The organism is Metaplanococcus flavidus, from assembly GCF_042675885.1.
GTDB lineage: Bacteria > Bacillota > Bacilli > Bacillales_A > Planococcaceae > Planococcus > Planococcus flavidus.
Genome location: NZ_JBHTKI010000023.1, coordinates 26,287 through 51,199, shown reverse-complemented (window position 1 = coordinate 51,199; position 24,913 = coordinate 26,287). Strand labels below are relative to the sequence as shown.

Genomic DNA, 24,913 nt, shown 5'->3' with positions numbered 1-24,913 from the left:
AAAGACAATGGAACATGCAATCGTGCTGTTTGATGGTGATTGCAATTTTTGTGACTCGAGTGTCCAATTCATCATCAATCACGACCCGGCCGGCTATTTCCAGTTTGCTTCGCTGCAAAGCGAAGTTGGGGAGAAGCTGTCCCGTGAACACAATATACCGGACGATGTCGACAGTCTGATTCTTATAGAAAATGGAGAAGCTTTTGTTAAATCTGAAGGTGCGCTTCGGATTTCCCATCATTTAACCGGCTTATGGAAGCTGGCTTACCACTTGCGTCCATTTCCAGCAGTTCTTCGCGATGGGGCATATGATGTCATTGCCAACAACCGCTATAAGGTTTTCGGCAAATTGGACAGTTGTATGCTGCCGCCGCCACATATACGAAAACGGTTTTTGGACAAATAAAAATCAGGGCCGGTAACGGAGGAGCGATTGCTTTTCGTTACCGGCCCTTTTTGGGTTAGCTTGCGTTTTTCTATGTCGCATTTCTGTGTCCAGACTCCAGCGGCCCAGCTCTTCGGGTCATAAGCCACTTTGGCTGTGCGGCTGAAAGGACGCCGCTTCGCCAAATCGTCTTATGCCTTTCAGAGCTTAACGGGCGCTGTCGCATTTCTTATTCAAAATTAGATATCCGCCAATACTGGCAGGCGATGGGGCCGGCCATCCATGATAAACCTTTGTCTTCCGCTTCGTGGATTTGCCCCCACTCAGCATCGCTCCCGCTTTTCAAATAGACTTCATGATTGGGGGCCTGGTCGTGGATGCCGATAATATCGTAGATACCGACTCGATAAAAGTTGGCAGCAATCTGATAATCGATATTCGGAGAAGAAACTAAAGGGTTGCTAACTGAATGTTTTAAATCAATCGCCACCTTATGGTTGTCTTCTTTAACTTCCTTCAATTCAATGCCATCAGAAGAAGCAACATCGGCTTTGCGGAATTTCTTGCGCCAATCATAGGCGATTGTCGTTCCCACGTCTTTGGAGCAATCCACTGAAGCTCCTTCTTCCTGAAACCGGATATTCAAATCGACCCGTGTTCGGTATTCCTTTGCTTCCGGATCAAAACTGCGGTTATCCCCCTTGAAAAAGCGGTTCAAAGATAAAGGGCTTGGATTCGGGAGAAATTCTTCAGAAAGAAAAGTGAGGTAGCGCAGCTGCCATTCAGGCTGTCCAATCCTGGCTTTTTCCGTCGGGAGCTCTCGGAGAAGAGCTTTCCGGCTGGCAACGCGTTTGATGATCCAGAATTCTTCATTAGAAGCTTTTACCTGTGTGGATTTGACATTGGCCATGCCGAAAAATGTCGCCAGCACCGATTTTCCATTTTTCATTGTCTCTTCAGATTTTTCCAGCGGCCGCTTGCCCTGTATCCAATAGGTATAAGCTTTATCCTTCTCGGCTGTTTTGTCGGTGAACTGATTTTTTTCAGTAGTTCCCAGCAGTTCGCCGTCGCGGTAAATATCGAAGCTCAAAATTCCATCAATTGAGCCCCAGGCGATAGCAGTTTTTGATTCGGAAATAATGGTGCTCACTGTAATTTGCTGTAGGCGATTGATAAAATCATCCTGATAATTTTCGGTGCCAGTCTGCAATTTGAGACGTTCGATCACATTATCTTCAAGGTCCAGCCGCTCGACTGTATAAATATATAATTCCCCTGGTGTCAGATTTTCATCTTTTATCGAATTATCTGTTCCGTTGTATATTAACTTTCCATCCCGTTCGACCCGGTAAGTTCCGCCGGTATTTGACCAGATGAAAAAAATAGTGGTTTCAGTCTGTTCCAGTAATTCCAATTCCATACGCATCGGCAAAATCAACCTTTCGCTATCAGATTTTTTCTTCAATACCCCAAATCCAAATTTTTCGAACCATAAATTAGTAATAATGAAACATTTGTAACAGAAATAAAACACTTTTTCAAAAGGGACTCCCTGTATACTAAAAGAGAAGATAAAAACGGGGGGCGTTTAGATGGCACATCCGACAAAGTTGCTGAAAGAGTTAGAAGAAAGCATGTCAAACGCTTCGATTACACATTGGATTTTCGGTATCTTCCGGACGAGCCGCTCTGACCTCGTTGACGGCTTTAAAGGTTTGCTCGCAGTCAATGAAGAATCATTATTTTTCAAAAGTGGAGGAAGTAATGAAGAATCACGGTTGATTGAGGTGCCTATCAGAGAAGTGGAAGGACTCGAGGCTGAATTGGACGGTACAGTAAAAATGAACATCCTGCTGATTGACGGTGATTATTTGGAGATGTCCTATATTTCACGAGGGAACACCAAGGAATTCATTCGCTTCCTTAAAATACATTGCAAAAATTTAAAAGATGAGGCTTTATTGACTGAGAAAACGGAACGATGATGTTTTATTGCCTTGCGGCTAAATAGCTTATTAAAAACCGGACCCTCCACAAAAGGAGGTCCGGTTTTATTAATGAATTATTGATCTTTATCAAAAAAGATATGCTGCAAATGCCATTCTTCGCCGATCTCCAGAATGCCAAATGAATATTGCTGCTGACGCCGTTTATCAGTGGGCGAACCGGGATTGAAGAGTGTGACCCCGGCTTCCTGTCTCATTAAGGGGGTATGGGAATGACCAAAAATGATCAGGTCCACTTCATCTTCGGCAAAAGCCTCCAAAGCACGCTGTTCCGTCGTACTGCGTATGCCGTCCCCATGAATAACTCCGATTTTCAGATTTTCCACGGTGAGAATTTTCTTTTTTCCAAAACGGTCGACAATTTCCCAAGGGTCTACGTTGCCTGCAACACCAACAGTTTCAGCATAGGCGGAGAGTTCGAAAAACACGTCCAGTACCTGCCAGTCTCCTGCGTGGATGATCAAGTCCGCATCCTGGCAGGCATCCACCAGAATTTTGGGCAGCTGACTGGCGCGAGCGGGTATATGTGTATCAGACAAAATAATGACTTTTTTCAAAAGTATTGCCTCCTCCAAATGGAATTTACATCATGTTATCAAAGACGGGAAACATAGTCTAAATAGAAGACACATAAATGAAATGGTTAAAGTTGAACAAAAAGGGAAAATACATATTACAGCCTTATGAAATTCTTGGAGGGATTCAGATGAATAAAAGAAACCTTAATAAAATGATATTTGCAGGAACAGCCTTTGCAGGAGGTATTGTTCTGTTCAACAGCATCAGAAAAAAGAGCGGTAAGAAAGTTTGGGTTTATGAAGATAATGATATGCGCAATAGTGTGACAGTGGACCAGGAAGAAAGTGTCAATGCAGATGTGGATGACGCAGAGAAAGGCCTGAGCCAATTGGATTCAGCATTCCGTTCAGAGTGGCAGGCGAATGGATTTCCCCAAACACATCGGGAATTGAAAGAACACGGCACGGGAAGATAGTGGATTGCTGAAAGCCGTTTGATGGCCAGCATTCCGAACCAGAAGCTTTCATTAACGGGAGGCGTGATCTGTGGAAAATAATCGAAAAATCGTCTGTTATATTGCTGAAAGTCTTGATGGGTATATCGCTACAGAAGATGATTCGCTGGATTGGCTTTTCAAAATCGATGGCGAGGGCGATGCGGGTTATGCAGAGTTCATGGAGACTATTGATACGGTAGTCATGGGACGCAGAACATATGACTGGGTAATGGAATTCGAAAATGGGGAATACCCTTATGAGGGGATCAAAACGTATGTATACACTCATACTCCCCCGCAGGCATCTCCGGAAAATGTTGAATTTACGGATATGGACATACCTGTTTTTGCCGAAAAACTTAAAAGCAGTCCCGGCAAAAATATATGGGTCATTGGCGGATCTAAATTATTGGCTGGTTTTTTAGAAGCCGGCCTGATTGATGAGTTTATAATTTCCATCGCTCCTGTAACGATCGGCAGCGGAATTCCTTTGTTTCAAAAATCTTTACTCACGACGGAGTTTAAACTTAGAGACGTGAAACGGTACGGTGAGTTCGCCCAATTGCACTATGAATTGAAATGAGGACAAAGAATGCCTGCCAATTAGAACGGATGGATTACAAGGGCAGGTTTCTGTGCAATAAAAATAAAATGTTTAGAACTATTTTCACAGGGAATTCTTACTCAGTAAGCAAAATTTTCCGGTTGTAATAGTAAAAGAAGGAAAGTTTTTCAGAATGGAGAGGAATTATGAATATACTTAACCAGAATATAGTGAGTGGCGCGGTTATGGCCGTGGCTTTTTTATGTCTGCCTCTGAGTGAGGCAAGTGCAGCTCAGCACAGAATTTCGGGGCCAGGAATAGAAAATGGGGAAGAAATTCGCGAACAATTAGATCGCATGGGATATTACGATGAAGACGTAACGGGTTATTTTAATTTCGTTACCAGTAATGCGGTGACCCGCTTCCAGGAAGATTATGGACTCCCCCCAACCGGTATAGTCGGTCCGATGACGGAAATGAAGCTTGAAAATGTCGAAATGATGGCGAAAATAGTGCACGGCGAAGCCCGTGGGGAAAGCTTCATCGGGCAAGTGGGCGTAGCAGCGGTCATATTGAACCGTATTGAAGCTTCCGGTTTTCCGGACAGCACGGAAGAAGTCATTTTCCAGCGCAATGCTTTTACAGCCGTGAACGATGACCAATACTTGCTGACGCCGACCAAAAGCTCCTATGACGCAGTAAAAGAAGCGATGAAGGGAGAAGATCCGACCATGGGAGCGGTGTTCTATTACAATCCAGCCGGTGTCAGTGATGACTGGATTTTCTCCAGAACAGTCCTCACCCAAATCGGCCGCCATTTCTTCGCGGAATAAATAATCATTATTCCGAAATGAACACAGAGAAAAGACCACTTCAGGGTGGTCTATTTTTCTGTCAAAAAATCCAGCAGGTGCCGTCCATTTATTTATTTATTGAACAGCACCGCTTTGGCCTTGGTGATGACGTGGTCTTCATCATCGTAGATCAGGCAGTCGGCATGAATCAGATTTCGGCCTTCTTTGACTGCAAAAGCCCGGGCAGTCAAAATGGCAGAGTTGCTGCTTTTTAAGAAGGTCACATTCAAATCTACAGTAACGGCCTGCTGCCGGCCCTGTTCATCTGGAGCGACCGTATTGCACAAAGCGACTTCGGCAAGAGTGGAAATAATGCCCCCGTGGATAAGTCCTGCACTGTCGATATACAATTCTTTGATCGGCAAGGTCACTTTCACACTATTTTCTGTCGTGCGCTCGTATTCCATTTCAAGGAATTCATCAAACGGCTGGCGGATGAACATGGATGGAACCTCCTTCAACGCTTCTAAACTCTCTGTAAATGTTAATTCGCCTTATGAACCCTGGAATCCTTTTTCCTGTTGATCGCTTCCTTTTGACAATAAAACCAAAAAATGCCGGCACCCATAAAAGGGCAAGCCGGCATTTTTTATGTTGCGAAATATTTTTTTCAGCCCTTTAAGGCGCCGGCGGTCATGCCGGCCACAAAGAATCGCTGCAGAAACACATAGGCGATGACCATTGGAGCTGAAGCAATGATGACGCCGGTGAACAGCATCGGGTAATTAGTTGAATATTGACCCTGGAATTCGAGCAATGCAAGCGGCAGCGTTTTATATGCATTATCCGTGATGAAAAGGAGGGGGTAAAGCAAGTCATTCCAATGCATCACGAAAAGAAAAATGGCCGTCGCAGAAAGGGAAGGCAGGGAAAGCGGCAAAGCCACTTTTCTGTACGTCTGCCAGTTTCCGGCTCCATCTATCGTCGAGGCTTCGAATAATTCCCTCGGTAGCGTTTTCATAAAGCCTGTGAGGATAAACACAGCAATGGGCAAGGTGACGGCAATATTGACGAGAATCAGGCCAAGAAGGCTGTTTGTCAAATTCAGATCCAGCATGAGTGAATATAAAGGCACCATATTGACCTGGGCCGGTACCATCATGCCGAGTGTAAATAAGCCGAAAAGGATATTGCCTATCCAATTATTCAATCGGCTGATGCCGAAAGCAATCAGGGATGCAAAAAACAGGGTAAATAAAACCGAGAATAAAGTGACGATGGAGCTGTTGATAAAATAGCCGGCCATCGTCTGTTCCTGGAAGATAGCGGTGTAATTGCTGAACTGGAAGCCATCATCCGGCAGGCCGAGCGGATCACGGAAAGTCTCCTGCAATGTCTTAACAGAAGTGAGGGCCACCATCAGCAGTGGAATCAAGATCAATAAAGCATAAACTGCCAATGAAAATTTTCGGAATAACAAAAAATCCCCTCCTTCTAATAAGAGATGCGATCAGAACGCAATGCTTTGAATTGCAGGAACGTAATAACCGCGATGATGATCATGAACAGCACCGATATGGAGCTGGCATAGCCGAAATTATAACTTCGGAAGGCCACATCGAAAATATAGGTCGCAATGATTTCTGTCGAATTATTCGGCCCGCCTCCCGTCATTGCAAAGACGAGGTCAAATGCTTTGAATGATTGAATCGTCGTATACGCGATAACGATGGTGGCTGAAGGCGCGAGCAACGGCCAGGTGACTTTGCGGAACGTCTGCCATCTGCTGGCTCCTTCAATTTTGGCCACTTCGTATAAATCTTCGGGTATCGCTTGCAGACCAGCAACAAAAATGATCAGCATCTGTCCGGCATGAAACCAGATTTGCGTGATTGCCAATGAATAAATGGCGATATCGGAATTGCCGAGCCAATTCTGCTGGAGAAAATCAAGGCCCAGCAATCCCAGAATCTGATTCAGGATACCAAGAGACGGATCATAAATGAATGACCAGATAAACGCGACAGAAACCGAAGAAAGAATTGTCGGGAAGAAATAAAGGGCCCGTAAAAATAAGTTGGTTTTCGTGTTTTTCAGGACAATCAAAGCAAAAACGAGAGCCGCAAGGGTTTGGAAAACCACGACCATCAACATGAATTTCAGATTATTGCCGACGGTTTTCCTGAAAATAGAATCACCTGTCAGCGCACGTTCGTAATTTCCAGTTCCGACGAATTGGAAAGTATCACTTAGTCCGTCCCAATCAGTGAAAGAATAGAACAAGGCACTGACCGTTGGATACAGGAAAAAAATACTGTAAAGAAGAAGCCCCGGTAAAAAGAATAGGTAGATTGTCTTCGGAATCTTCATCCATTATTCCCTGTTTTCATCGACAATCTGCTGTGCTTCTTCCGCTGCTTCCATTGGTTCAGCCCCTCCAAGGACGTTTTCAATCGAACTCAGGACCGCTGCTTCAATCTGTGCATTTGTAATCAGGAACCGGGGCTGGAACCGAGTTGTTCTCTCATCGATCCAATAAGCGGTGTTTTGCAGGACTTCAGATTCGTATTCCACGTCGTTTACGGTCAAGTGCTGGCCAGTTTCATTGGCGTATTGCGAAGCGATTTCCGGTCTGCTGAGGAAACGGATAAATTCTTTTGCCTGTTCTTTTTTCTCGGAATTGCTGTTGATCGCCAACATGAAAGTCGCGGTATTGATGCCTTCATATTGGGCTTCACTTTCTTCCACGGTAATCGGGGCCAGTAAATCGAGTTCAAGATCCGGATTCAATTCGAGAAGTGACGCCATATGATAGGAGCCGGTCGCCAGCATCGCGGCTTCCTCATTTGCCACCATTGCCATAGCTGAATCCTGGCTTGTGCCGAGGGCATCCGGCTGAATATAGCCGTTTTGCTCAAGAAGCTGGAAATCCTCCAGAGTTTTTACCCACCATTCGTTGGTCAGCGATTCTTCTCCGTTCTGCAATTTCTCGAAAACATCTTCGTCCGGTGCATTATTCATCATCATGCTGTTCATGAATTGGTTGGGACCGATGTCCGCTCCCGGAAATGCAATCGGTGTTATATCATTTTCAAGCAGAGTGTCAGCCATTTCCTGGAACTCACTCCAGCTTTTCGGGACTTCGAGGCCGAGTTCGTCGAACATGCCTTTATTATAAACTGGCATATTAAATACCAATTGATAAGGCAATGCCAATTGCTGGCCATCCTTTTCGCCAACAGTGATCAGGCTTTCGTCAAAATTACCGACGAAGTCTTCGCCGCTGAGATCTTCAAAAAAGCCGGCGTTCGCGATTGCCTCAAATTGAGCGCCAGGGAAAGAAGTGAAGACGTCGCCTGTGGATCCGTCAGTCAGCATACGCTGGCCGGTCGCCTGGTATTGCTCAGATGGATAAATATTCATCTCAACACCGATTTCAGGGAATTCATCTTCGAACTGGGCGATGATATCATCAAAAACCTCTTTGTCTTCTCCGCGCCAATGGATGAAACTGATCTGTGTGCGATCTCCTGTATCGCTGTCCGTTTCCGCCGTACTGTCATCGGGACTTTCGCCCGCACAGCCAGCCAGAATAAGCGGAACCAATAGAAATACCGACATAAAAGATGCTTTTTTACTGATCATTTCAACGTCCTCCTTTTATAAGTTTATAATTCTTCTTATTTACTGTTATACCGTAAATTTGGTGCAAATGATACAAAAATCAGAATTATTAATTAATAGTATTCGCAGATTGCCCATAAAAATAGCACAAGCTTGAAGCTTGTGCTCATATTCTTTACTGTTCCCGGATCAAGGGGAGGGTGCAGCAGCGGAAAGCGCCTCCGGATTTGATGATCTCAGAGAAGTCGATTTCGATGACACGGAAATCATTGGCTCTCATCAGTGCATTGACCTTGCTGTTCTGCGGCTGGCTGAAAACCCGACGCCCGCCAATGGAAAGGACATTGGTGCCAAGGGCAAATTGTTCATCGGCATCGACAGGGATAAGTGTATAGCGCTCAGCGAGCATGTCGAGCGTTTCTTTATCCAGTGCTTCTTCATAGATCAATGCCTCCGTAGGAGAAAGGATATTGAAGACGCAATCCAAATGAAGATATTTTTCATCAAACTTTATCGGAATGACTTCGGAATCCGGCAGTTTCTTCTGCAGATCCTCCACGGCATTTTTACTTGTGCGGCTGCTGATTCCTACATAGACTGTCTCCCGGTCCAGCAGAACGTCCCCGCCTTCCACGCGGTTGCCGCCGCCAAGGGTTTCGGATTTAAAATTATTGTTTCTAAGCCATTTCTGCAGGACACTTTCTTCACCTTGCCTTATTTCGGCAGCCATTTCAGCAATATACACTGTATCACCGACTGTAAAACCGATATCCCGGGTGAAGACCTGTTCCGGAAATGTTTCGGAAGGATCTAATAGATCTGTTTCGACGCCTTCCTGCTGCAATACCCTAACAAACTCCTTATGCTGCTGCATCGCTTTTTCGGTATCGATATTCTCATCCTGATATTTCTTCTGGACATCGTTGATAACGTCCCTTATTTCCATATATTCCGGCGGGCACAGCAGGACACGGCGCAAATGGTCGTATTCGCTTTTACATTTTGCCGACGGGGAAGATTTTGTGAATGCTGACATATAAGTTCCTCCAAAATTTCTAGTTATTAGTAGGGCTATTCCCGTTTTGGAAGGGGGTTAAAACATGGAAATAGAATATCGGGAAAAGAATTGAAAAAAAAGAGAGGGGGAAGGGGGATAAGAATAAAAAAAACGGCCACCCAAAGTAGGTGGCCGTTTCTCAGCTTGTTGAGAAAGAAACATGAAAACCGATATTGCGCAAAACAGCTTCGAAGACAGTAGACGTGCCCTGCACGGATACTGTCTTTGCTCCTGCATCGCTGCGCTAGCTTCGTCGCAAGAGATAGGCCCGAACAAGTTCGGCCTATCTCTCGTTATCGCTTTTCTATTCCTGTTCTTTATAGAAAACTTTCTCTACATTGTATTTCGCTTTTTGTGTATTGATCAGGTAGGTTTCGTAAATTTCGCGTTCCATCGGATCTTCCACAATTGAAATCGTGATGTGGTGAACTTCATCACGGTGATTTTTAAGTGGTGAAACATTGTCTTCGAAATGCTTTTTCACACGCTGACGCAGTTTACGGGCTTTGCCGACAAACAGCAATTCACCGCTGTGGTTAAAAAATTGGATGATGCCGCCTTTGTCGCGCGGGATTTCATGAAGGTCAATGAAACCATAAAGTGGCTTGATGACCGCTTCGTCGCCTGTAATTTCCTGTTTGCGCTGTGTAATTGTCACATCCGCTTTTGGTGGTTGAATATTAATCATATTTATCACGTCCTCTATTATCGTATTGCTCATTTTAACACAAAAGAGAGCGGAAATCCATCCGCTCTCTGGCTGGTATATCAGACGGAACCCAATTGGTTTTCCGCGCCTTCTTCGCCTTGCAGAACTTCAAATACTTTACCGTAAGTGTTTTTTCGTTCCAGTACCTCCACTAAAACGTTTGCAACATCCGCGCGGGGAATGGAACGTCCTTCAAACGATTTGAATCCTTCTGCAGAAACTTCGACTTTTCCAGTTTTCTCTTCGTCAGATAAGGGTCCTGGACGGACGATGGTATAGTCAAGATTTGTTGCCTGCAGAATTTCATCGGCAGTACGTTTGGCAACGAGATAAGGTTTCATTGCTTCGCCACCCGCATCCGGATTGTCCGAACCGACAGAACCAAGTTGAACAAAACGCTTAACGCCTTTTTGCTCAGCGTATTTGGCTGCTTTTACAGAGCCCCATAAATCGATGGTCAATGTTTTTTCGGCTCCCGTTTTTGGTCCTGAACCGGCAGCGAAAATCACCGCATCAACATCATCGAAAGCATTGCTGAAGTCTTCTTCCAAATCGGCCAGCACCACTTTGGCTGCTCCGAGTTCTTCCATTTTTGCTTTTTGCTCTTCTTTTCGAACCATCGCTACAGCGTTGTGATTTTTTTCAGCCAATTCTTTCACGATATTTCTTCCAACTTGTCCGTTTGCTCCAATTACTAAAACATCCATTCAATATCCGCTCCTTTAATTGTCAATATTTTATTACCATTCCCTGTATATTATTGAATAAACAAAGTATAAGCATATCCAGCACTTTTCAACCAGACATTTTCCTTTAAAACTTTTAAAACAGAGCGGAACAAGCTAGAATAGAGACAAGACGGAGGTGGACCATATGGAAATTACAGATTTTACATTTCACAAAATCAATGATCCAACGGGCATAATGGAAAGTGACCGGTACGAATTCTTATTGACAGTTGAAGTGGATGATGACGATGAGCTATACACGGAAGCCGGCCTGGACCTGCGCGTCATCATGGCTGCTGACGAAAATGGAGCGCGTATCGCCCATTATAACTTCATGGACAAGCAAACCGGCAAAGCAATGGAATTTGCACTCGAAGATGATGAAGAAGCGGAAGTGCAGGCATACTGCCGCGATAAACTGCAACTGTAAATAAAAAACCTCCAAACCCGATCAGGTTTGGAGGTTTTTAATATCATTTAAATTTTTACTTCGATATCAGCCGCATTCCGCAATTCTTCAATGCGCTCGTAAACTGCGTGTTTTTCGTTCATTTCTTCCAATGATTGGAGAATCATTGGTCTCATTTCTTCAAATACAGGGGTTTCTCCTTCAGTGGAATCCACATAACCCTGATAGGCTGCTTCAATCTCTTCTTCCGTCACTTCAACGCCTTCGATTTCCTCTTCAAGATAACTCGCATAGATTATCTGATCACGGATCACAAGTTTCATATCATCCAAAGTGAAACCAGTTCTTTCAAGAGAGATGTTCATCTGTTCTTCAGTTTCAAACTGATTTTTCAGTTCTTCAAAACGCTGCTCCAAAACTTCTTCATCCACATCATGCCCTTTTTTAATGGCATCCTGGATTACAAGCTTATTGCCGACTATCACGGAAATTGCCTGTTCTTTCACTTGTTCTTGGGTTTCAGGATCCGTAGCTTTTTTGCCTTGGGTGGCAAGCGAGGTTTCCACTTGGCGTGCAACACTATTATAGACCGTTCCTTTAATCTCTTCACCATTGACTACTGCGACAACCTCATCTGCGCCCGGCAGTTCAAGGTCGGTATCCGGTGTATCGACAGCAGGTTCGGGATTCTCTTCAGATTCAGCCGTAGCGGCGGTTTCTTCAGCAGTCTCCGCTTGCTCGTCGTCCGAACAGGCACCCAATAACAAGAGCAACGATAGGGGTAAAGCCATAAATTTCATCTTTTTCATCCAGCAATTCTCCTCTTTAAAATGGTTCTCGTTAAAGTAAACCATATTTGTGTGAAGGTTACAAATACTTGTTTGTTATCGAAGACGTAAAAAGATGATATGATAGATGAATTAAACTAATGATTTCTATCAGCCGATATTCCGCAAAACAGCTTGCTTGCCTGGGGGCTCGTGCTGAGCTTGGTCCCCTGGGCGTCTGCGCTGTTTTGCTCCATATCTAAGCAATTCTCTCAGCGCCGAAGCGGCGTATTTATGTTAATTTATCTAAATGAATTATTTACTGTACCATCCACTACGATCATGGAGGAATTTGAATGCCGAATACCAGTAATATTAAAACCCGCAAAACCCTTGATATCATCCAACCCTATTCACCAGGAAAGCCGATATGGGAAGTGCAAAAAGAATTGGGGCTCGATCGCGTCATTAAAATGGCGTCCAATGAAAATCCGCTGGGTCCGTCCCCTAAGGCTGTCAGAGCCATCCAGGAAAGCCTGGCTGATCTGAATCGTTATCCCGATGCGGATGCCAGCGTTCTGAGACAGGCAATCGCTGAACAATACAAAGTAGAGAAACAGCAGGTCATCACGACAAATGGTGCGGACGAGCTGATTACGCTCATTTCCGAAGCATTCCTTGAACAGGGGGATGAAATCATTGTGCCATCGCCGTCGTTCAGCGAATATGATTTTGGCGCACACATCATGGGAGCTGTGGTCAAACCCGTGCCTTTCGATGAGGGATTCCAGTACAACATCGATAAACTGATCCAAGCAGTGACGGATAAAACAAAAATCGTCTATATTTGTTCACCGAATAATCCGACCGGCACCTACATCTCAAAAGGGCAGATGGAGAATTTATTGGCGAAGCTGAAGGATGTATTGGTAGTTTTCGACGGCGCCTACAGCCAATTTGCAGATGAAGAGGATTACACGGATGGACTCGAGTTTGTGAACGCCGGCCATCCGGTGATTGTGTTGCAGACTTTCTCCAAAATCTACGGAATTGCCGGTGTCCGTATCGGCTTCGGCATCGCGTCTGAAGAAATCATCAAATCGATCCTGAAAGTGAAAGAGCCGTTCAACGTCAATACGCTGGCCCAAATTGCCGCAGCAGCAGCGATTACCGATACGGAACATGTTGAAGCGTCCTTCAATGCCAATATAAAAGGGCGTGATTTCCTGTATAACAGCTTTGATAAGTTGGGACTTACCTATACAGAAACAACAGCCAACTTCATTCTGGTCCAAGTCGGATCAAATGGGGAAGATATTTACCGACAATTGATGGCCCAAGGGATCATCGTGCGCTACGGAAAAACGTGGGGCTTGCCCGAGTATATCCGCGTAACGATCGGCACAGAAGAAGAAAATGATCTTTTCGTCACTGCCTTGACCGAAATTTTAACGCCTTTGGCATAATCAAAATCCGGCTTTCCTCAAGGGGAAGCCGGGTTTTTGATTTCCTGAGTTAGTTTATGGGATGGAAGTAAAGGGGAAAAGAAGGAAAAAGCTCAAGGTGGAAGAGGTGGAAAACTTGATATATGATTGTGCCATTATTGGCGGAGGGCCAGCAGGCTTAAGTGCTGCACTCATACTGGGGCGTTCCAAAAGAAATACGCTGCTGTTTGATGATGACGATGGGCGGAACCTGGTGACGAGGGAAGCGCACGGCTTTCTGACGAGAGATGGCATCCAGCCGTCGGAACTGAAAAGGCTTGGCCGGGAAGATGTGGCGAAATACGATTGTGTGCAAATAAAGAAAAAGCGGATCATTGATATTAAACGCATTACGGAAAGCCATTACCAGCTGGATACAGAAGATGGCGATACTTTTCACAGTATCAAAATTATCATTGCCGCCGGTTTGAAAGAAGAGCTGCCAAATATACCGGACATAGAGAATTTTTACGGAACCAGTCTGTTCAGTTGCCCGTATTGCGATGGGTGGGAACTTCAAAACCAGCCACTCGCCATCATCGCCGATAAAATGGTCTACGATCTCGCCAAAAAAGTTCACACATGGAGCAAGGATCTGGCTGTCTTTACAAATGGTGTGGGCAGGTTGGAAGAAGAGGAAAAAGTGAAACTGCAAGCAAAAGGAATACGCGTTTACGAAGAAATGATCGATGGCCTTGAAGGTGAAAACGGACAGTTACGAAGCGTCAGGCTTGAAGACGGTTCGCTGGTGGATCGCACGGGCGGGTTTACGACGCCATTGTGGAGCCATTCCACCCCCTTTGCCAAGGAACTCGGCTGCAAAACAAATGAACACGGCGGAATTTTGACCGATGATTACGGCCGGACGAATGTCTGGAATGTATATGCAGCAGGAGATGCGTCCCTGATCGTGCCGTCCCAGCTGGTCATCGCAGCAGGAGAAGGCAGTGCGGCCGGCATCGGGGTGAATGGCGACCTGACGAACGAGTATTTTGATACTGAATAATCTTTTTTTAGACATTTATTAAAAAGGCTGCCCTTACGGCAGTCTTTTTTGTCTTTTGATGATAAATTGCTTCCAAAGGAAAAATTGCAGCAGGAATAAGAGCAATGCAGTAATGCCCAGGTTCAGGTAATACCAGATGCCATCACCGAAAAAACGCAATATCGTTTCAGCGGTTGGCAGTTGTGCCAAGTATAAATAGTTTGCGCCGATCAGCGGGTTTACGATGAATCCGATGACAAGTGCATAGGCGACCAGCAGCCCAAAGACTTTGAATACTGAGCGGAGATTTATTATATCAGGGGTGGCGAGTGCCAAAAACAGGCTTGCCCAGGGAATGGCCATATGAAGAATGAAAAACACCCAAAACCGGAAATGATGATAGTCATAGGGCATGTCAGGAGTGACCAAAGCGAGAAATGACGGGATAATGCCGGTGAAAAATGAAATCTGGATCCAGCTTTTTTTCAAGGTCGCTAAACCGATTATGGCAATAATAGAAGCTGCGCCACATAAATGGAGCGGAAGATGTCCTGCGGAATACCAGATGCCGTTTGAGATTGCCCAGTATTGATAAGAGATTTCACATAATATTAACAGTGAAAAAAGACCCCAGCGCAAGATTTGAAAAGGTCCGGACTCCTTCACCAGCTGATGTCTGAAAAGGAACAACAGGAGGAGACCAAGAAGAGCCACTGTCAACACAATCAGATGACTGATGCCAAAAGGGGTGAAATAATGTTCCGATCCTGTACCGAACCAGCTGTCCATGCGACGTCCTCCTATCTGCAAAACAATTTGTGTGAAAATTGTAACATTTGTATCATCTTGCCGTCCATCGGCTGTTTGTAACCCGAGTTGGTTGCCCGGAAGCTGAAAAGTAGGGTAGACTGCTTTAAAAGAGTCAGGGAGGCTGCCGAAAAATGGAGCATTCGAATTCATTGTCCACCATCACTTACGTCAATACGGAACGTTCCATTGAAGCGGGGGAGATGAAGATCATTAAAACAGAGTATGATCTTCATCTGTATGAAGATGTCCTTGTGGCCTCCACCACAAAATTCAATTTGATGAATGTCTGGGACATTTCATATAAATCATTTTCGGACGAAGGAAATCTGCTTTACCTGCATACACATCGGGGGGTTATCACTTATAAAGTGAATACGGACCCAAAAGTATTTGTCTCGGCGTTCAAAAAACTGAAAAATGTTCATTACTGAAGAAGGCGGAAAAAATTCCGGCTTCTTTTTTTATAGTTGAATTAAAGAATCCGATAAATATGCCACTTCGGTGCTTTGGACAAGGGCAAAGATTATGCTCCTGCGCACTGCTCGTCGCAGAAGGACCAAAACAAAGATTATGCTCCTGCGCAAGTTCGTCGCAAAGGAGGTACCATCTCCGTATGGCGCACACCTTGGCTCCCGCCATAAGCCGAGAAGACCACTCGTCTGTTGCTTTGTCGGCATTCGCCTGCTCCTGGAGCACTGGCGCTGAGAAAAATTTCTAGAGATATGGAGCAAAACAGCGCAGACGCCCAGGGGACCAAGCGAAGTGCTGAGATCCACTCGGACGAAGTCCCGAGTTAGCTCAGCGCGAGCCCCCAGGCAAGCAAGCTGTTTTGTGGAATATCGGTTACTACGGGTTTATTAGTTCAAAATGTATATTATGATAGAATTTAGAAAAAGGGGGCGGAGAGAATTGGATAACGGATATTATGTCGGTTGGGGAACGCTGGCTTTGATTAATGCCGGCATTGCACAAGGTAAGAACCGGAGTGGACTAAACTGGTTTTTGCTGTCACTTCTGATGGGACCTATCGCAACTCTTGCTTTGGTGGTGTTTGAAGCATTGCCATATGAAGGGGAAGGGAAGTAGCGTGGTGAAAGCTCTTCTTTCGAAAAACTGCTTGCGAACAAGCTGCTGTGCCACAAAAGCCGGCCTGGAAACCCCCAGGCCGGCTTTTGTGTGTATTATTTCAGTTGCTTTTTGAACAGGCTGTCTAACTCAGTCCATTCTTTAAAACGTGGCATATCCAAATGCCGGTTATAGGACTGGTCTTTGACTATCACTTTCAGCCGGTCGTGATCAAGCGTCTCCACAACTTTGGGCTTATCATCGAAATAATAGTCGAGTTCGAGTTCTTCGATAATCTCCACTTTTTTGTCATCTTTCATTCCGCAATAGAAACGATCGTCCTGCACCGGGAACCCCTGTTTTTTTAACCAGGCTTTCGTATCTTTGCCGTGGTGCGCAGAACGGGCGGTAATATAATAGATTTCATGGCCCTCAGCATCCAACTGCTGCAGCAATTCCACTGCGCCGGGATAAGCAGGGCAGTCTGTGTAATAAATATAATCCACCGACCGGTTCCACATTTCCTTGCCTTCTTCGTCGGACATGCCGAACGCTTCGTGGATTTCTAAGCGGTCGAGGGAATGGAACACATCGATTGCCACTTCCTGGCCAAGCTGTTTCTTATAATAATGAAAAGCGTATTCACGCAAGTTGATTAACGTATCGTCTACATCAAAACCGAATTTCATATTTTTGATTCCTCACTTTTCAGGATAACCGGTAAATTTGAAGTCTTTACCGATTTTCGAAAATTCTCCGTCGGCCAAATCAATCGCCTCTTTCATTAACCCGAACCCTCTTCCTTCAAGGAATGTCGGCGCATCGCTGCCGCCCACCAGCTTCGGTGCGAAATACAGGACAACTTTATCGATCAGCCGATTTTCCAGAAAGGCGGAATTGACTGTGCCGCCGCCTTCGATAAAGAGGGAGGAGATGCCATTTTCACCAAGAATCCGCAGCAGGTCGTTCACGTCGGTTCGGGTTTCGCCCGTGGTTTCGAACATGCGGATACCGGCATTTTTCAGTTGACTGGCTTTGGAGCTGTCGTAGGTGCGGCTGGTGAATATCCATGTTTCTGCAGCGCCATCTGTAACCACTTTGGCATCCATCGGCAACCGCAGGGAAGAGTCGAGGATGATGCGGATCGGATTGCGGCCGTTCGGAATCCGCGCAGTCAATTCGGGATCATCTTCAATGACAGTGCCGACGCCAACGAGGATTGCCATGTTTTGGCTGCGTAATTCATGGACATCCCGGCGCGCATCTTCGCCTGTAATCCATTTGCTGTCGAGCATATGAGTCGCGATTTTGCCATCCAGCGTCGATGCGGCTTTTAATGTCACAAACGGTGTCTTTGCAGTAATGAATTTATTGAACACTTCATTCATTTTGAGTGACTCTGTTTCGCGGACTCCACTAACCACGCTGATTCCGGCTTCTTCCAGCATTGTAACGCCATTGCCGGATACGATCGGGTTCGGGTCGAGGGCGGCTATCACGACTTCGCGAAGACCGGCATCGATGATTGCCTGGGCACAGGGGCCCGTCCGGCCGAAATGGGAACAAGGCTCCAACGTTACGTAAATTGTGCCTCCGCGTGCCAAATCTCCTGCCATCCGCAATGCATGGATTTCCGCGTGGGGTTCGCCTGCCTTCAAATGGGCGCCGACTCCGACAATCCGGTTGTCATTGACGATCACGGAACCGACGAGCGGGTTCGGGTCCGTCTGGCCTTTCATGGTCCGCGCATTGCTCAGCGCCAGATCCATATAAAATTCATGACTTGGCATGGATGTTGTCCTCCCCTTTAATATGGCCGGAGCGCTTCACTTTCGTATCCAGATATGAAGAATTGTATTCGGACTCATCTCCCCAGAGGGAAGTGCGCTCGGCAATCGCAAGCCCGGCTTTTTCAATGGCATCCACTTTTTTTGGATTATTCGTCATCAAGGTGACGGGTTTTGTCCGCAAAGTGCGGAGGACGGCTATCGCATCATCGTAGCTTCTGGAGTCATCCACGTAGCCGAGGCTTTCGTTGGCTTCGACGGTATCGTAACCATTTTCCTGAAGGACATAGGCCATCGCTTTGCTGAACAGGCCGATCCCGCGTCCTTCATGATTGGCAAGATAGAACAAGGCACCGCTGCCGTGCTGGGCAATGCGTTTCATGGATTGTTTTAATTGGAATCCGCAATCGCAGCGTTTGCTGCCGAAAATATCTCCTGTGTGGCAGATGGAATGCATGCGGATCAATGCGTCTTCACTATTTTCGAAATCTCCGTAAACCAGTACGCTCGATTGCTGGTATTCAGAGAGGTTAGAGGAAGACAGTTTTTCGATAATGCTCTCATAGTCTTCTGTCACTTCATCCAGATTCAGCCAGCAATACCAGTTGAAAATGATCGTATCGCCTTCCAGGTTGACGGGAAGCCTGATCGGACCAACCAGGTAAATAGCGCCCTCCTTTGATTCGATCATCTGGATTTTATCTTTTAATACCGCATATACCTGCGGTTCCAGTTTCATTTGTGACATTCGAATTCCCCCATAAATACTAAGATAAAATTATCGTACTACAATCAGTTACTAAAAGTAAGTAAACAGTACCCGATAATTCAAATGATTTTCCTAATCGATAATAATTATTGTTTATATGCTCCTTAAAACTATTATAAATGATTATCATTATCAATTGTAAATAAAAATTCTCAATTGCTTTTCATTCTATAGAGTGTATGGTATATTATCTACATTAGAATAATTATAATGTAGAAAAGGGAGGAATTATTGATGTTACCAGAAAAACTAACGAACGCGTTGAACGATCAGTTTAATAATGAATTGCAGGCAGCTCATGCTTATACGGCAATGGCAGCTTACTTTTCAAAAAAAGGGTATCACGGATTCGCCAATTTCTATTTAGTTCAATCCCGGGAAGAACATTTTCATGCGATGAAATTCTACCATTACTTAACGGCTATGGACGAAAAGCCGGTACTGCAGAACCTTACTGAACCGAAAAACCATTTCGTCAGCGCCATTGATGTTCTGGAAAGTTCATTGGCCCAGGAAAAAGACGTGACCAGCAATATCTACGCATTGGTGACTTTGGCGGATGAATTGCAGGAACACGCAACTTTATCTTTCCTGGACTGGTTTATCGAAGAACAGATGGAAGAAGAAAAAACATTCCGCGATATAATTACGCGTGTTAGAGGCATTGAAGAAGGCGGCGAATACTTCCTGAAAATGGACGATGAATTTGCTGCCCGTAAAATGGAAGTATAAGAAAGATGATCTGACAGCACACTGCTGATTGTGTGCTGTTTTTCTGTTAGAGGAGGGAAACAGGTGACAACGGATTATAAACCAGCTATCCATTTTAATAATGTGGACTATTCAATAGAGGGCAATAAAATCTTGCGGGGCATAACCGGTTCTTTTCCGGAAGGGAAAATTACGACTTTGGTGGGCCCTTCCGGCGCCGGGAAGACAACGCTATTAAAGCTGTGCAATGGCTTATTGTCTCCTGACGCGGGTGACATTTATATCAAAGACAGGCAGATTGACAGCTTTGAACCGGTGGAGCTCCGCCGAAAAGTCGGCATCGCCCTGCAGAGCGCTCCGATGGTCAATGGCACCGTCTATAAAAATCTGGCCCTGCCGATGGAGTTGCAGGGAGAGGAGCTCGGGAAAGAACAAGCGGAAAGTCTGCTGCACGATGTCGGATTGGATGGGAAATTTTTGGAACGAAAAACCAGCGACCTCTCCGGCGGCCAGCGGCAAAAAGTTTCGATAGCCCGGACTCTTGTCAATAAACCGGAAATTCTGCTTCTTGATGAAATCACTTCTTCACTGGACCGCACTTCCCTGAAAGAAGTGGAGGAATTGATCGCGTTGATCAACCGGAAATTTGGTACGACCATCATTTGGATCACCCACAACCTGCAACAGGCACTCGATATAGGGGATTACAGCTGGGTCATGATGGACGGCGAAGTTGTGGAGACCGGAAGGAGCGACTTGTTGCGCGCCCCGGCCAACGACAGAGTTAAAGCATTTGTTCAGGGGGGAGCGGAATGACTTATTTAACGTTATCGATCACATTGATTTTTGTCGTGATTCCGCTCGTCCTGTCCAAAACCTTGAACCTGGGTCTGGAACGGGACACGATAATCGCGACTGTCCGGTCAATCATCCAACTATTGATTGTCGGCTTCATATTGAAATTCGTTTTTGACTCGGAAAGCCTGCTTTACATTTTCCTGATGGTGACTTTGATGATTGTCGCTGCTACGCATAATGCCAAAAATAAAGGAGCATCGATCAAAGGCATCACCTGGAAAGTGGCTGTCACGCTTATTTTTGTGGAAGTGCTGACACAAGGCATTCTGATCGGCATGAATATTACGCCTGCCACGGCCCAGTACATCATTCCGATCAGCGGCATGGTCATCGGCAATTCAATGGTGCTGGCCATTCTGTTTCTTAACCGTTTCACTGCTGAAGTTGAATCGCACCAGGATGAAACCGAATTGGTGCTGTCGCTTGGCGGGACACCAAAACAGGCAATTCACGGCCAATTGATCAATTCCATTAAAGCCAGTATGATTCCAACGATTGAAAGCCAGAAAACTGTGGGCCTTGTGCAATTGCCGGGTATGATGAGCGGCCAGATCATTGCGGGTGCTGATCCGATTCAGGCAGTGCAATTTCAATTGCTGATCATGTTCCTGCTGTTGACGACAGCTGCAGTAACCAGCGTCATGCTCGGCTTCATGTCCTATCCCACGTTGTTTAACCAGCGGATGCAAGTCATTCACAAGAGCTGACCATTAATGGTCGGCTTTTTTAAGCTTGTTGAAAAAGAAAAATTTAAACCGATATTGCGCAAAACAGCTTCGAAGGCAGTATCCGACGCCTGCGAGGATATTGCCTTTGCGACGAAGTGCGTAGCACTGCAGGAGCACGATTTTAAGGCTGCTCCTGCATCGCTGCGCTAGCTTCGTCGCAAAGACTCGGCCGAACTACCTTCGGCCAACTCTTGGCTCGCGCTGAGCTAACTCGGGCTCGGTCCCCTTCGCCCGAGTGGATCTCAGCACTTCGCTTGGACCCCTGGGCGTCTTCGCTGTTTTGCTCCATATCTCAGATCACTTTCTATAAAGGAACAGACGTTTAAGTGTGTTGTATGTGAGAAGATGAACACTTGCATTATCAGCACAGAACAGAATGAAGCGGCAGGCCGCTCCCGCGGAAAGCGTCCGTCTAGAGCGAAATAATTGGAGAAGTTGTCGGTTTCTCGACAGCCTGACAAGAGCTGACCTTCAAGGTCGGCTTTTTGTATGGAGTTAATTCGCAAAGAGCTCATCCCCTCTACTTTATATAGAGGCAAACGGATTCCCATTGATTTCATTATTGTGGTAGAATTTCACCATATGCTTACATAACAAACTGGCGTTTTGCTGGATGAAATGCGGGAAAGAGCAGGTGCGATTAATGATTGTCGGAATAGACGCGGGAGGTACGCTCGTTAAAGTGGCGTACACCGAAAATGGGTCGCTTCAATTTAAGAAGTACCTGATAGCTGAGATGGAGCAGGTGGCTGCCTGGGTAAACGGCTTGGATGCTGTAGAAATTTGCATTACAGGGGGAAGGTCGGGAGTTCTCCTTGGCTTATTGGAAAAAGACGCAAAAGAAATGGTGGAGTTTGAAGCGACGCATTTGGGCGTTCAATTCCTCTTAAATAGGATGGACCGCAGTGATGATTCCTATCTCCTGACGAATGTGGGGACCGGCACATCGATCCACTGCATCGAAAACAATACGCAGGAACGTGTTGGCGGTACAGGAATTGGCGGGGGCACTCTCGTCGGCTTAAGCCGGTTATTGACCGGTGTAGTTGATTACGAAGAAATGGTTTCATTGGCCCGGCAAGGTTCACGGGACCGTATCGACTTGAAAGTGAAACATATCTATGAAGGCAAAGTTCCTCCGATTTCCGGCGAACTGACGGCCAGCAATTTCGGCAATAAAATTTTTGAAGTGGCGGATCAATTATCCCGTGAAGAATTGCTCGCAGCTGTGATTGGCCTGGTCGGGGAAACTGTCAGCACCATCAGTGTGCATGCGGCAAAAAATTGCGACAGCTCCACAATCATTTACATCGGTTCCTCATTTTTCCAAAATCCGCTGTTGAAGGAAGTTGTTGAAAGTTACACTGTTCTCCGCGGCGCTACACCATTGTTTCTCGAGAATGGAGAATACTCGGGAGCGGTCGGCGCGATGTCTGTATTACTATAAAAAAAGGCTTCGCATCCGCGAAGCCTTTTTTAAATCGGATTATTTCCACAGAAAAAGAGACTCTGAGGAATCAGAGTCTCTAATACGTGATTATTCTTTGATGATGGTCAGCTTCTCGCGGATATCTGTACGGTCACGTTTTTGTGGCACCGTCTGCGGATAGCCGATCATCATGGTGGCGACAATTTTCTCGCCCGGCTGTACGCCGACTGCATCGCGGAAAGCCGGTTTATAAATCCAGTCATTGGAGCGCCAGATCATGCCGATGCCGCGCTCCCATGCCGCCAACTGGAAGTTCTGGAGCAGCGATGCGACGGCTCCCATATCTTCATCGCGTTGCTTTTGGCGCGGGTCTTCAGAAATGACAACTACCAGGTGAAGCGGGATATCCCTGAAGTATTCCGCTTTATTGAGCGCAGCGGGAGCAGGTGCGCCGTTTACTTTCGATGCGCAATCAAGAAAAGCTTGGACAAATTTTTCTTTGCCGGCTTCTGCGAATAGAAGAAAGCGCCAAGGTTCATTCACTGTATGGTTTGGAGCCCATTTTGCGATATTAAGCAGCTCGATGATTTCATCAATGTCGACAGGATCCAGTTTGAAATTGGTGATGGAACGTCTGTCCATGATAAGTTGGTCGATTGGATTGGTCATTTATAACTCTCCTTCATTAATTGAAATAATTCTGACATTACTTTATTACTATACTATCACGTTTAAGTAATGGTATCTAACAAATGAAACCACCTGCGGTTTGAAGGATTTATTGTTAAAATGGATTTATCTATAAGGAGTGTGGTTGGCGTGAAGAAAGTGGCGATTATCGGCGGCGGCATCACGGGGTTATCCGCTATGCATTATTTGCAGAAGCTGAGTCAGCAGAAAAATTTGGGTCTGGAATTGGTGCTGATTGAGAAGAATCAGGAGCTCGGTGGCAAGATCCGTACCGTTAAAAACGAAGAATTCATCATGGAAACCGGAGCGGACTCCATCGTTGCGCGGCACGCCAGTGTGTGGCCGCTCGTCGAAGAGCTTGGACTGGAAGAGCATGTTGTCTATAACGGCACGGGCATCTCCTATCTTTACACAGACAGCGGCTTGCACCCAATTCCAAAAGATACGGTTTTTGGCATCCCGATGGACGAAAATGCGCTGTTCAGTTCGACGTTGATCTCCGAGCAGGGCAAACAGGAAGCGTTAAAGGATTTTGAAACAAAAAATGAACATTTCACCCGTGACAGTTCAATCGGGGAATTCCTTGAAAGCTTTTTAGGCAAAGAATTGGTAGAGAAGCAGATTGCGCCTGTCTTGTCCGGCGTCTACTCCGGCAAATTGCACGACTTGACGCTGGCATCGACTTTGCCGTATCTGGTTGATTATAAAAACGATTACGGCAGCATCATTAAAGGGCTTGAAGCCAATAAAGCCAAATTTCAGGGAGCAGCCAATAAAAAATTCCTGTCGTTTGATGAAGGCATGGCGGTATTGATCGACCGGCTGGAAGAAACACTGGCGGATGCAGATATTATGAAAGCTGCCGAAGTCACGACTATTGAGGAGAACGGGGGAGCCATGACACTCCGTCTGGCCGAAGGCAGCAGCCTCGACGCCGAATATGTCGTTATCACAACTCCGCACGACCTGGCACAGCAGGTGTTGGGCCTCGATGAGCTGGAACCGGAATTCAAACAATTGCATAACTCTTCACTGATCAGCATCTATCTCGGTTTCGACATACCCGATGCTGAACTGCCGGCGGACGGCACAGGCTTCATCGTGGCGGAGAATACAGATCTCCGGTGCAACGCCTGCACGTGGACGAGCCGCAAATGGTCGCATACATCCAAAGAGGCTCATTTGCTGGTGCGCCTTTTTTATAAGAGCTCCAATACGGGTTTCGAGGAATTGAAAGAAATGACACAGCAACAGCTGGCTGAAATTGCACTGGAAGACCTGCGTAAGAGCCTCCAGTTGGAAGCGGAACCGAAATCGGTGGAAGTCACTGCCTGGAACGGCAATATGCCCAATTATAATATGAATCATAAATCAGCGGTTGAAGGACTCGAGCGGAAGCTGGCAGAGCATCTGCCGAATGTCAGACTGGCGGGCGCGTCTTATTACGGAGTTGGCATAGGAGCCTGTATCCAAAACGGCAAGGACCTTGCAGAAAAGTTGATCGTAGAACTGGACAGCGAATAAAAGCAGAAAAGAGGATGGGGGCGTCGCCCTGCATC

Annotated in this window: 30 protein-coding genes; 15 read left to right on the top strand and 15 right to left on the bottom strand. The window is 45.9% G+C overall.

Features of this window, described 5'->3' with window-relative positions; all coding sequences use genetic code 11:
• The first annotated feature begins 7 nt into the window (after positions 1-7).
• Positions 8-406: a thiol-disulfide oxidoreductase DCC family protein gene (locus tag ACFQ1X_RS14965; RefSeq protein ID WP_144839492.1), complete on the top strand. Its 399-nt coding sequence runs from the start codon at positions 8-10 to the stop codon at positions 404-406.
• 208 nt (positions 407-614) lie between these two features.
• Here the strand turns inward: ACFQ1X_RS14965 and ACFQ1X_RS14960 are convergent, their stop codons facing one another.
• Positions 615-1,850, bottom strand: a complete 1,236-nt coding sequence (locus ACFQ1X_RS14960; RefSeq protein WP_379083255.1) for a DUF3238 domain-containing protein — start codon at positions 1,848-1,850, stop codon at positions 615-617.
• 127 nt (positions 1,851-1,977) lie between these two features.
• On the opposite strand from ACFQ1X_RS14960, the gene ACFQ1X_RS14955 reads away from it, so the two are divergent.
• Positions 1,978-2,370 (top strand): hypothetical protein, encoded by a 393-nt coding sequence (locus ACFQ1X_RS14955; protein WP_144839490.1) that lies wholly within the window; start codon positions 1,978-1,980, stop codon positions 2,368-2,370.
• 77 nt (positions 2,371-2,447) lie between these two features.
• Here ACFQ1X_RS14955 and ACFQ1X_RS14950 read toward each other — a convergent pair whose 3' ends face one another.
• Entirely contained in the window at positions 2,448-2,948 is a 501-nt protein-coding gene (locus ACFQ1X_RS14950) for a metallophosphoesterase family protein (protein ID WP_144839488.1), read from the bottom strand.
• A gap of 149 nt (positions 2,949-3,097) precedes the next feature.
• Here ACFQ1X_RS14950 and ACFQ1X_RS14945 point away from each other — a divergent pair, with 149 nt between their 5' ends.
• The 3 genes from ACFQ1X_RS14945 to ACFQ1X_RS14935 all read left to right on the top strand — a co-directional run bounded on the left by ACFQ1X_RS14945 (position 3,098) and on the right by ACFQ1X_RS14935 (position 4,783).
• Positions 3,098-3,385, top strand: a complete 288-nt coding sequence (locus tag ACFQ1X_RS14945; RefSeq protein WP_144839486.1) for a hypothetical protein — start codon at positions 3,098-3,100, stop codon at positions 3,383-3,385.
• A 70-nt stretch (positions 3,386-3,455) separates the two neighbouring features.
• Positions 3,456-3,989 carry a dihydrofolate reductase family protein gene (locus ACFQ1X_RS14940; RefSeq protein WP_144839484.1) on the top strand — a complete coding sequence of 178 codons (534 nt, stop codon included), beginning with the start codon at positions 3,456-3,458 and terminating at the stop codon, positions 3,987-3,989.
• Between the two features lie 167 nt (positions 3,990-4,156).
• On the top strand, positions 4,157-4,783 hold the full coding sequence (locus ACFQ1X_RS14935) for a cell wall hydrolase (RefSeq protein ID WP_144839482.1): 627 nt from the start codon (positions 4,157-4,159) through the stop codon (positions 4,781-4,783).
• Positions 4,784-4,875: 92 nt separating this feature from the next.
• Here ACFQ1X_RS14935 and ACFQ1X_RS14930 read toward each other — a convergent pair whose 3' ends face one another.
• From ACFQ1X_RS14930 to ACFQ1X_RS14900, 7 genes are all read right to left on the bottom strand, one after another.
• Positions 4,876-5,247, bottom strand: a complete 372-nt coding sequence (locus ACFQ1X_RS14930) for a PaaI family thioesterase (RefSeq protein WP_144839480.1) — start codon at positions 5,245-5,247, stop codon at positions 4,876-4,878.
• Positions 5,248-5,414: 167 nt separating this feature from the next.
• Positions 5,415-6,224, bottom strand: coding sequence for a carbohydrate ABC transporter permease (locus ACFQ1X_RS14925; protein ID WP_379083249.1), 810 nt, complete (start codon positions 6,222-6,224; stop codon positions 5,415-5,417).
• 14 nt (positions 6,225-6,238) lie between these two features.
• A complete protein-coding gene (locus tag ACFQ1X_RS14920) occupies positions 6,239-7,114 on the bottom strand; it encodes a carbohydrate ABC transporter permease (protein ID WP_144839478.1) in 876 nt (291 codons plus the stop codon).
• A gap of 3 nt (positions 7,115-7,117) precedes the next feature.
• Positions 7,118-8,389 carry an ABC transporter substrate-binding protein gene (locus ACFQ1X_RS14915; protein WP_379083245.1) on the bottom strand — a complete coding sequence of 424 codons (1,272 nt, stop codon included), beginning with the start codon at positions 8,387-8,389 and terminating at the stop codon, positions 7,118-7,120.
• Between the two features lie 154 nt (positions 8,390-8,543).
• Positions 8,544-9,404, bottom strand: a complete 861-nt coding sequence (locus ACFQ1X_RS14910) for a dimethylarginine dimethylaminohydrolase family protein (protein WP_144839476.1) — start codon at positions 9,402-9,404, stop codon at positions 8,544-8,546.
• 325 nt (positions 9,405-9,729) lie between these two features.
• Positions 9,730-10,119, bottom strand: a complete 390-nt coding sequence (locus ACFQ1X_RS14905) for a nucleotide excision repair endonuclease (protein WP_379083299.1) — start codon at positions 10,117-10,119, stop codon at positions 9,730-9,732.
• 74 nt (positions 10,120-10,193) lie between these two features.
• Positions 10,194-10,841 (bottom strand): SDR family oxidoreductase, encoded by a 648-nt coding sequence (locus tag ACFQ1X_RS14900; RefSeq protein WP_144839472.1) that lies wholly within the window; start codon positions 10,839-10,841, stop codon positions 10,194-10,196.
• 166 nt (positions 10,842-11,007) lie between these two features.
• Between ACFQ1X_RS14900 and ACFQ1X_RS14895 the strand changes: the two genes are divergently transcribed.
• Positions 11,008-11,292 (top strand): DUF6509 family protein, encoded by a 285-nt coding sequence (locus tag ACFQ1X_RS14895; protein WP_144839470.1) that lies wholly within the window; start codon positions 11,008-11,010, stop codon positions 11,290-11,292.
• 47 nt (positions 11,293-11,339) lie between these two features.
• Here ACFQ1X_RS14895 and ACFQ1X_RS14890 read toward each other — a convergent pair whose 3' ends face one another.
• Positions 11,340-12,080, bottom strand: coding sequence for a SurA N-terminal domain-containing protein (locus tag ACFQ1X_RS14890; RefSeq protein ID WP_144839468.1), 741 nt, complete (start codon positions 12,078-12,080; stop codon positions 11,340-11,342).
• 314 nt (positions 12,081-12,394) lie between these two features.
• Between ACFQ1X_RS14890 and hisC the strand changes: the two genes are divergently transcribed.
• Together hisC and ACFQ1X_RS14880 are read left to right on the top strand one after the other, a co-directional pair.
• Positions 12,395-13,504 carry a histidinol-phosphate transaminase gene (gene hisC, locus ACFQ1X_RS14885; RefSeq protein WP_144839466.1) on the top strand — a complete coding sequence of 370 codons (1,110 nt, stop codon included), beginning with the start codon at positions 12,395-12,397 and terminating at the stop codon, positions 13,502-13,504.
• Positions 13,505-13,610: 106 nt separating this feature from the next.
• On the top strand, positions 13,611-14,528 hold the full coding sequence (locus ACFQ1X_RS14880; protein ID WP_379083239.1) for an NAD(P)/FAD-dependent oxidoreductase: 918 nt from the start codon (positions 13,611-13,613) through the stop codon (positions 14,526-14,528).
• A 33-nt stretch (positions 14,529-14,561) separates the two neighbouring features.
• Here ACFQ1X_RS14880 and ACFQ1X_RS14875 read toward each other — a convergent pair whose 3' ends face one another.
• Entirely contained in the window at positions 14,562-15,296 is a 735-nt protein-coding gene (locus ACFQ1X_RS14875; protein WP_144839464.1) for a YwaF family protein, read from the bottom strand.
• A 152-nt stretch (positions 15,297-15,448) separates the two neighbouring features.
• Here ACFQ1X_RS14875 and ACFQ1X_RS14870 point away from each other — a divergent pair, with 152 nt between their 5' ends.
• Both ACFQ1X_RS14870 and ACFQ1X_RS14865 read left to right on the top strand, forming a co-directional pair.
• On the top strand, positions 15,449-15,748 hold the full coding sequence (locus ACFQ1X_RS14870; protein WP_144839462.1) for a hypothetical protein: 300 nt from the start codon (positions 15,449-15,451) through the stop codon (positions 15,746-15,748).
• 478 nt (positions 15,749-16,226) lie between these two features.
• A complete protein-coding gene (locus tag ACFQ1X_RS14865) occupies positions 16,227-16,403 on the top strand; it encodes a hypothetical protein (RefSeq protein ID WP_379083235.1) in 177 nt (58 codons plus the stop codon).
• 95 nt (positions 16,404-16,498) lie between these two features.
• On the opposite strand, the gene ACFQ1X_RS14860 is transcribed toward ACFQ1X_RS14865, so the two are convergent.
• From ACFQ1X_RS14860 to ACFQ1X_RS14850, 3 genes are read right to left on the bottom strand one after another with little or no spacing between them, the layout of a single operon-like run.
• Complete coding sequence (locus ACFQ1X_RS14860) at positions 16,499-17,071, bottom strand: 5' nucleotidase, NT5C type (protein ID WP_144839460.1); 573 nt, start codon at positions 17,069-17,071, stop codon at positions 16,499-16,501.
• A gap of 12 nt (positions 17,072-17,083) precedes the next feature.
• Positions 17,084-18,172, bottom strand: coding sequence for a bifunctional diaminohydroxyphosphoribosylaminopyrimidine deaminase/5-amino-6-(5-phosphoribosylamino)uracil reductase RibD (gene ribD / locus ACFQ1X_RS14855; protein ID WP_144839458.1), 1,089 nt, complete (start codon positions 18,170-18,172; stop codon positions 17,084-17,086).
• Positions 18,159-18,917 (bottom strand): GTP cyclohydrolase II, encoded by a 759-nt coding sequence (locus tag ACFQ1X_RS14850; RefSeq protein WP_144839456.1) that lies wholly within the window; start codon positions 18,915-18,917, stop codon positions 18,159-18,161. The genes ribD and ACFQ1X_RS14850 overlap by 14 nt, the downstream gene beginning before the upstream one ends.
• Before the next feature lie 255 nt (positions 18,918-19,172).
• Between ACFQ1X_RS14850 and ACFQ1X_RS14845 the strand changes: the two genes are divergently transcribed.
• From ACFQ1X_RS14845 to coaW, 4 genes are all read left to right on the top strand, one after another.
• Positions 19,173-19,670: a ferritin gene (locus ACFQ1X_RS14845; protein WP_144839454.1), complete on the top strand. Its 498-nt coding sequence runs from the start codon at positions 19,173-19,175 to the stop codon at positions 19,668-19,670.
• A 63-nt stretch (positions 19,671-19,733) separates the two neighbouring features.
• A complete protein-coding gene (locus tag ACFQ1X_RS14840; protein WP_144839452.1) occupies positions 19,734-20,465 on the top strand; it encodes an ABC transporter ATP-binding protein in 732 nt (243 codons plus the stop codon).
• Positions 20,462-21,214 (top strand): ABC transporter permease, encoded by a 753-nt coding sequence (locus ACFQ1X_RS14835; protein ID WP_144839450.1) that lies wholly within the window; start codon positions 20,462-20,464, stop codon positions 21,212-21,214. The genes ACFQ1X_RS14840 and ACFQ1X_RS14835 overlap by 4 nt, the downstream gene beginning before the upstream one ends.
• A 664-nt stretch (positions 21,215-21,878) precedes the next feature.
• On the top strand, positions 21,879-22,682 hold the full coding sequence (gene coaW, locus ACFQ1X_RS14830; RefSeq protein ID WP_144839448.1) for a type II pantothenate kinase: 804 nt from the start codon (positions 21,879-21,881) through the stop codon (positions 22,680-22,682).
• 90 nt (positions 22,683-22,772) lie between these two features.
• Here coaW and ACFQ1X_RS14825 read toward each other — a convergent pair whose 3' ends face one another.
• Positions 22,773-23,333, bottom strand: coding sequence for a nitroreductase family protein (locus tag ACFQ1X_RS14825; protein ID WP_144839446.1), 561 nt, complete (start codon positions 23,331-23,333; stop codon positions 22,773-22,775).
• A 150-nt stretch (positions 23,334-23,483) separates the two neighbouring features.
• On the opposite strand from ACFQ1X_RS14825, the gene ACFQ1X_RS14820 reads away from it, so the two are divergent.
• Complete coding sequence (locus ACFQ1X_RS14820) at positions 23,484-24,878, top strand: protoporphyrinogen oxidase (RefSeq protein ID WP_144839444.1); 1,395 nt, start codon at positions 23,484-23,486, stop codon at positions 24,876-24,878.
• The last annotated feature ends 35 nt before the right edge of the window (positions 24,879-24,913 follow it).

Bases quoted from the DNA above. Each gene is read 5' to 3' on its own strand.
- ACFQ1X_RS14965 (WP_144839492.1), top strand. From the start codon at position 8: ATGGAACATGCAATCGTGCTGTTTGATGGTGATTGCAATTTTTGTGAC.
- ACFQ1X_RS14955 (WP_144839490.1), top strand. From the start codon at position 1,978: ATGGCACATCCGACAAAGTTGCTGAAAGAGTTAGAAGAAAGCATGTCA.
- ACFQ1X_RS14945 (WP_144839486.1), top strand. From the start codon at position 3,098: ATGAATAAAAGAAACCTTAATAAAATGATATTTGCAGGAACAGCCTTT.
- ACFQ1X_RS14935 (WP_144839482.1), top strand. From the start codon at position 4,157: ATGAATATACTTAACCAGAATATAGTGAGTGGCGCGGTTATGGCCGTG.
- ACFQ1X_RS14930 (WP_144839480.1), bottom strand. From the start codon at position 5,247: ATGTTCATCCGCCAGCCGTTTGATGAATTCCTTGAAATGGAATACGAG.
- ACFQ1X_RS14920 (WP_144839478.1), bottom strand. From the start codon at position 7,114: ATGAAGATTCCGAAGACAATCTACCTATTCTTTTTACCGGGGCTTCTT.
- ACFQ1X_RS14915 (WP_379083245.1), bottom strand. From the start codon at position 8,389: ATGATCAGTAAAAAAGCATCTTTTATGTCGGTATTTCTATTGGTTCCG.
- ACFQ1X_RS14910 (WP_144839476.1), bottom strand. From the start codon at position 9,404: ATGTCAGCATTCACAAAATCTTCCCCGTCGGCAAAATGTAAAAGCGAA.
- ACFQ1X_RS14900 (WP_144839472.1), bottom strand. From the start codon at position 10,841: ATGGATGTTTTAGTAATTGGAGCAAACGGACAAGTTGGAAGAAATATC.
- ACFQ1X_RS14895 (WP_144839470.1), top strand. From the start codon at position 11,008: ATGGAAATTACAGATTTTACATTTCACAAAATCAATGATCCAACGGGC.
- ACFQ1X_RS14890 (WP_144839468.1), bottom strand. From the start codon at position 12,080: ATGAAAAAGATGAAATTTATGGCTTTACCCCTATCGTTGCTCTTGTTA.
- hisC (WP_144839466.1), top strand. From the start codon at position 12,395: ATGCCGAATACCAGTAATATTAAAACCCGCAAAACCCTTGATATCATC.
- ACFQ1X_RS14875 (WP_144839464.1), bottom strand. From the start codon at position 15,296: ATGGACAGCTGGTTCGGTACAGGATCGGAACATTATTTCACCCCTTTT.
- ACFQ1X_RS14870 (WP_144839462.1), top strand. From the start codon at position 15,449: ATGGAGCATTCGAATTCATTGTCCACCATCACTTACGTCAATACGGAA.
- ACFQ1X_RS14860 (WP_144839460.1), bottom strand. From the start codon at position 17,071: ATGAAATTCGGTTTTGATGTAGACGATACGTTAATCAACTTGCGTGAA.
- ribD (WP_144839458.1), bottom strand. From the start codon at position 18,172: ATGCCAAGTCATGAATTTTATATGGATCTGGCGCTGAGCAATGCGCGG.
- ACFQ1X_RS14850 (WP_144839456.1), bottom strand. From the start codon at position 18,917: ATGTCACAAATGAAACTGGAACCGCAGGTATATGCGGTATTAAAAGAT.
- ACFQ1X_RS14845 (WP_144839454.1), top strand. From the start codon at position 19,173: ATGTTACCAGAAAAACTAACGAACGCGTTGAACGATCAGTTTAATAAT.
- ACFQ1X_RS14835 (WP_144839450.1), top strand. From the start codon at position 20,462: ATGACTTATTTAACGTTATCGATCACATTGATTTTTGTCGTGATTCCG.
- coaW (WP_144839448.1), top strand. From the start codon at position 21,879: ATGATTGTCGGAATAGACGCGGGAGGTACGCTCGTTAAAGTGGCGTAC.
- ACFQ1X_RS14825 (WP_144839446.1), bottom strand. From the start codon at position 23,333: ATGACCAATCCAATCGACCAACTTATCATGGACAGACGTTCCATCACC.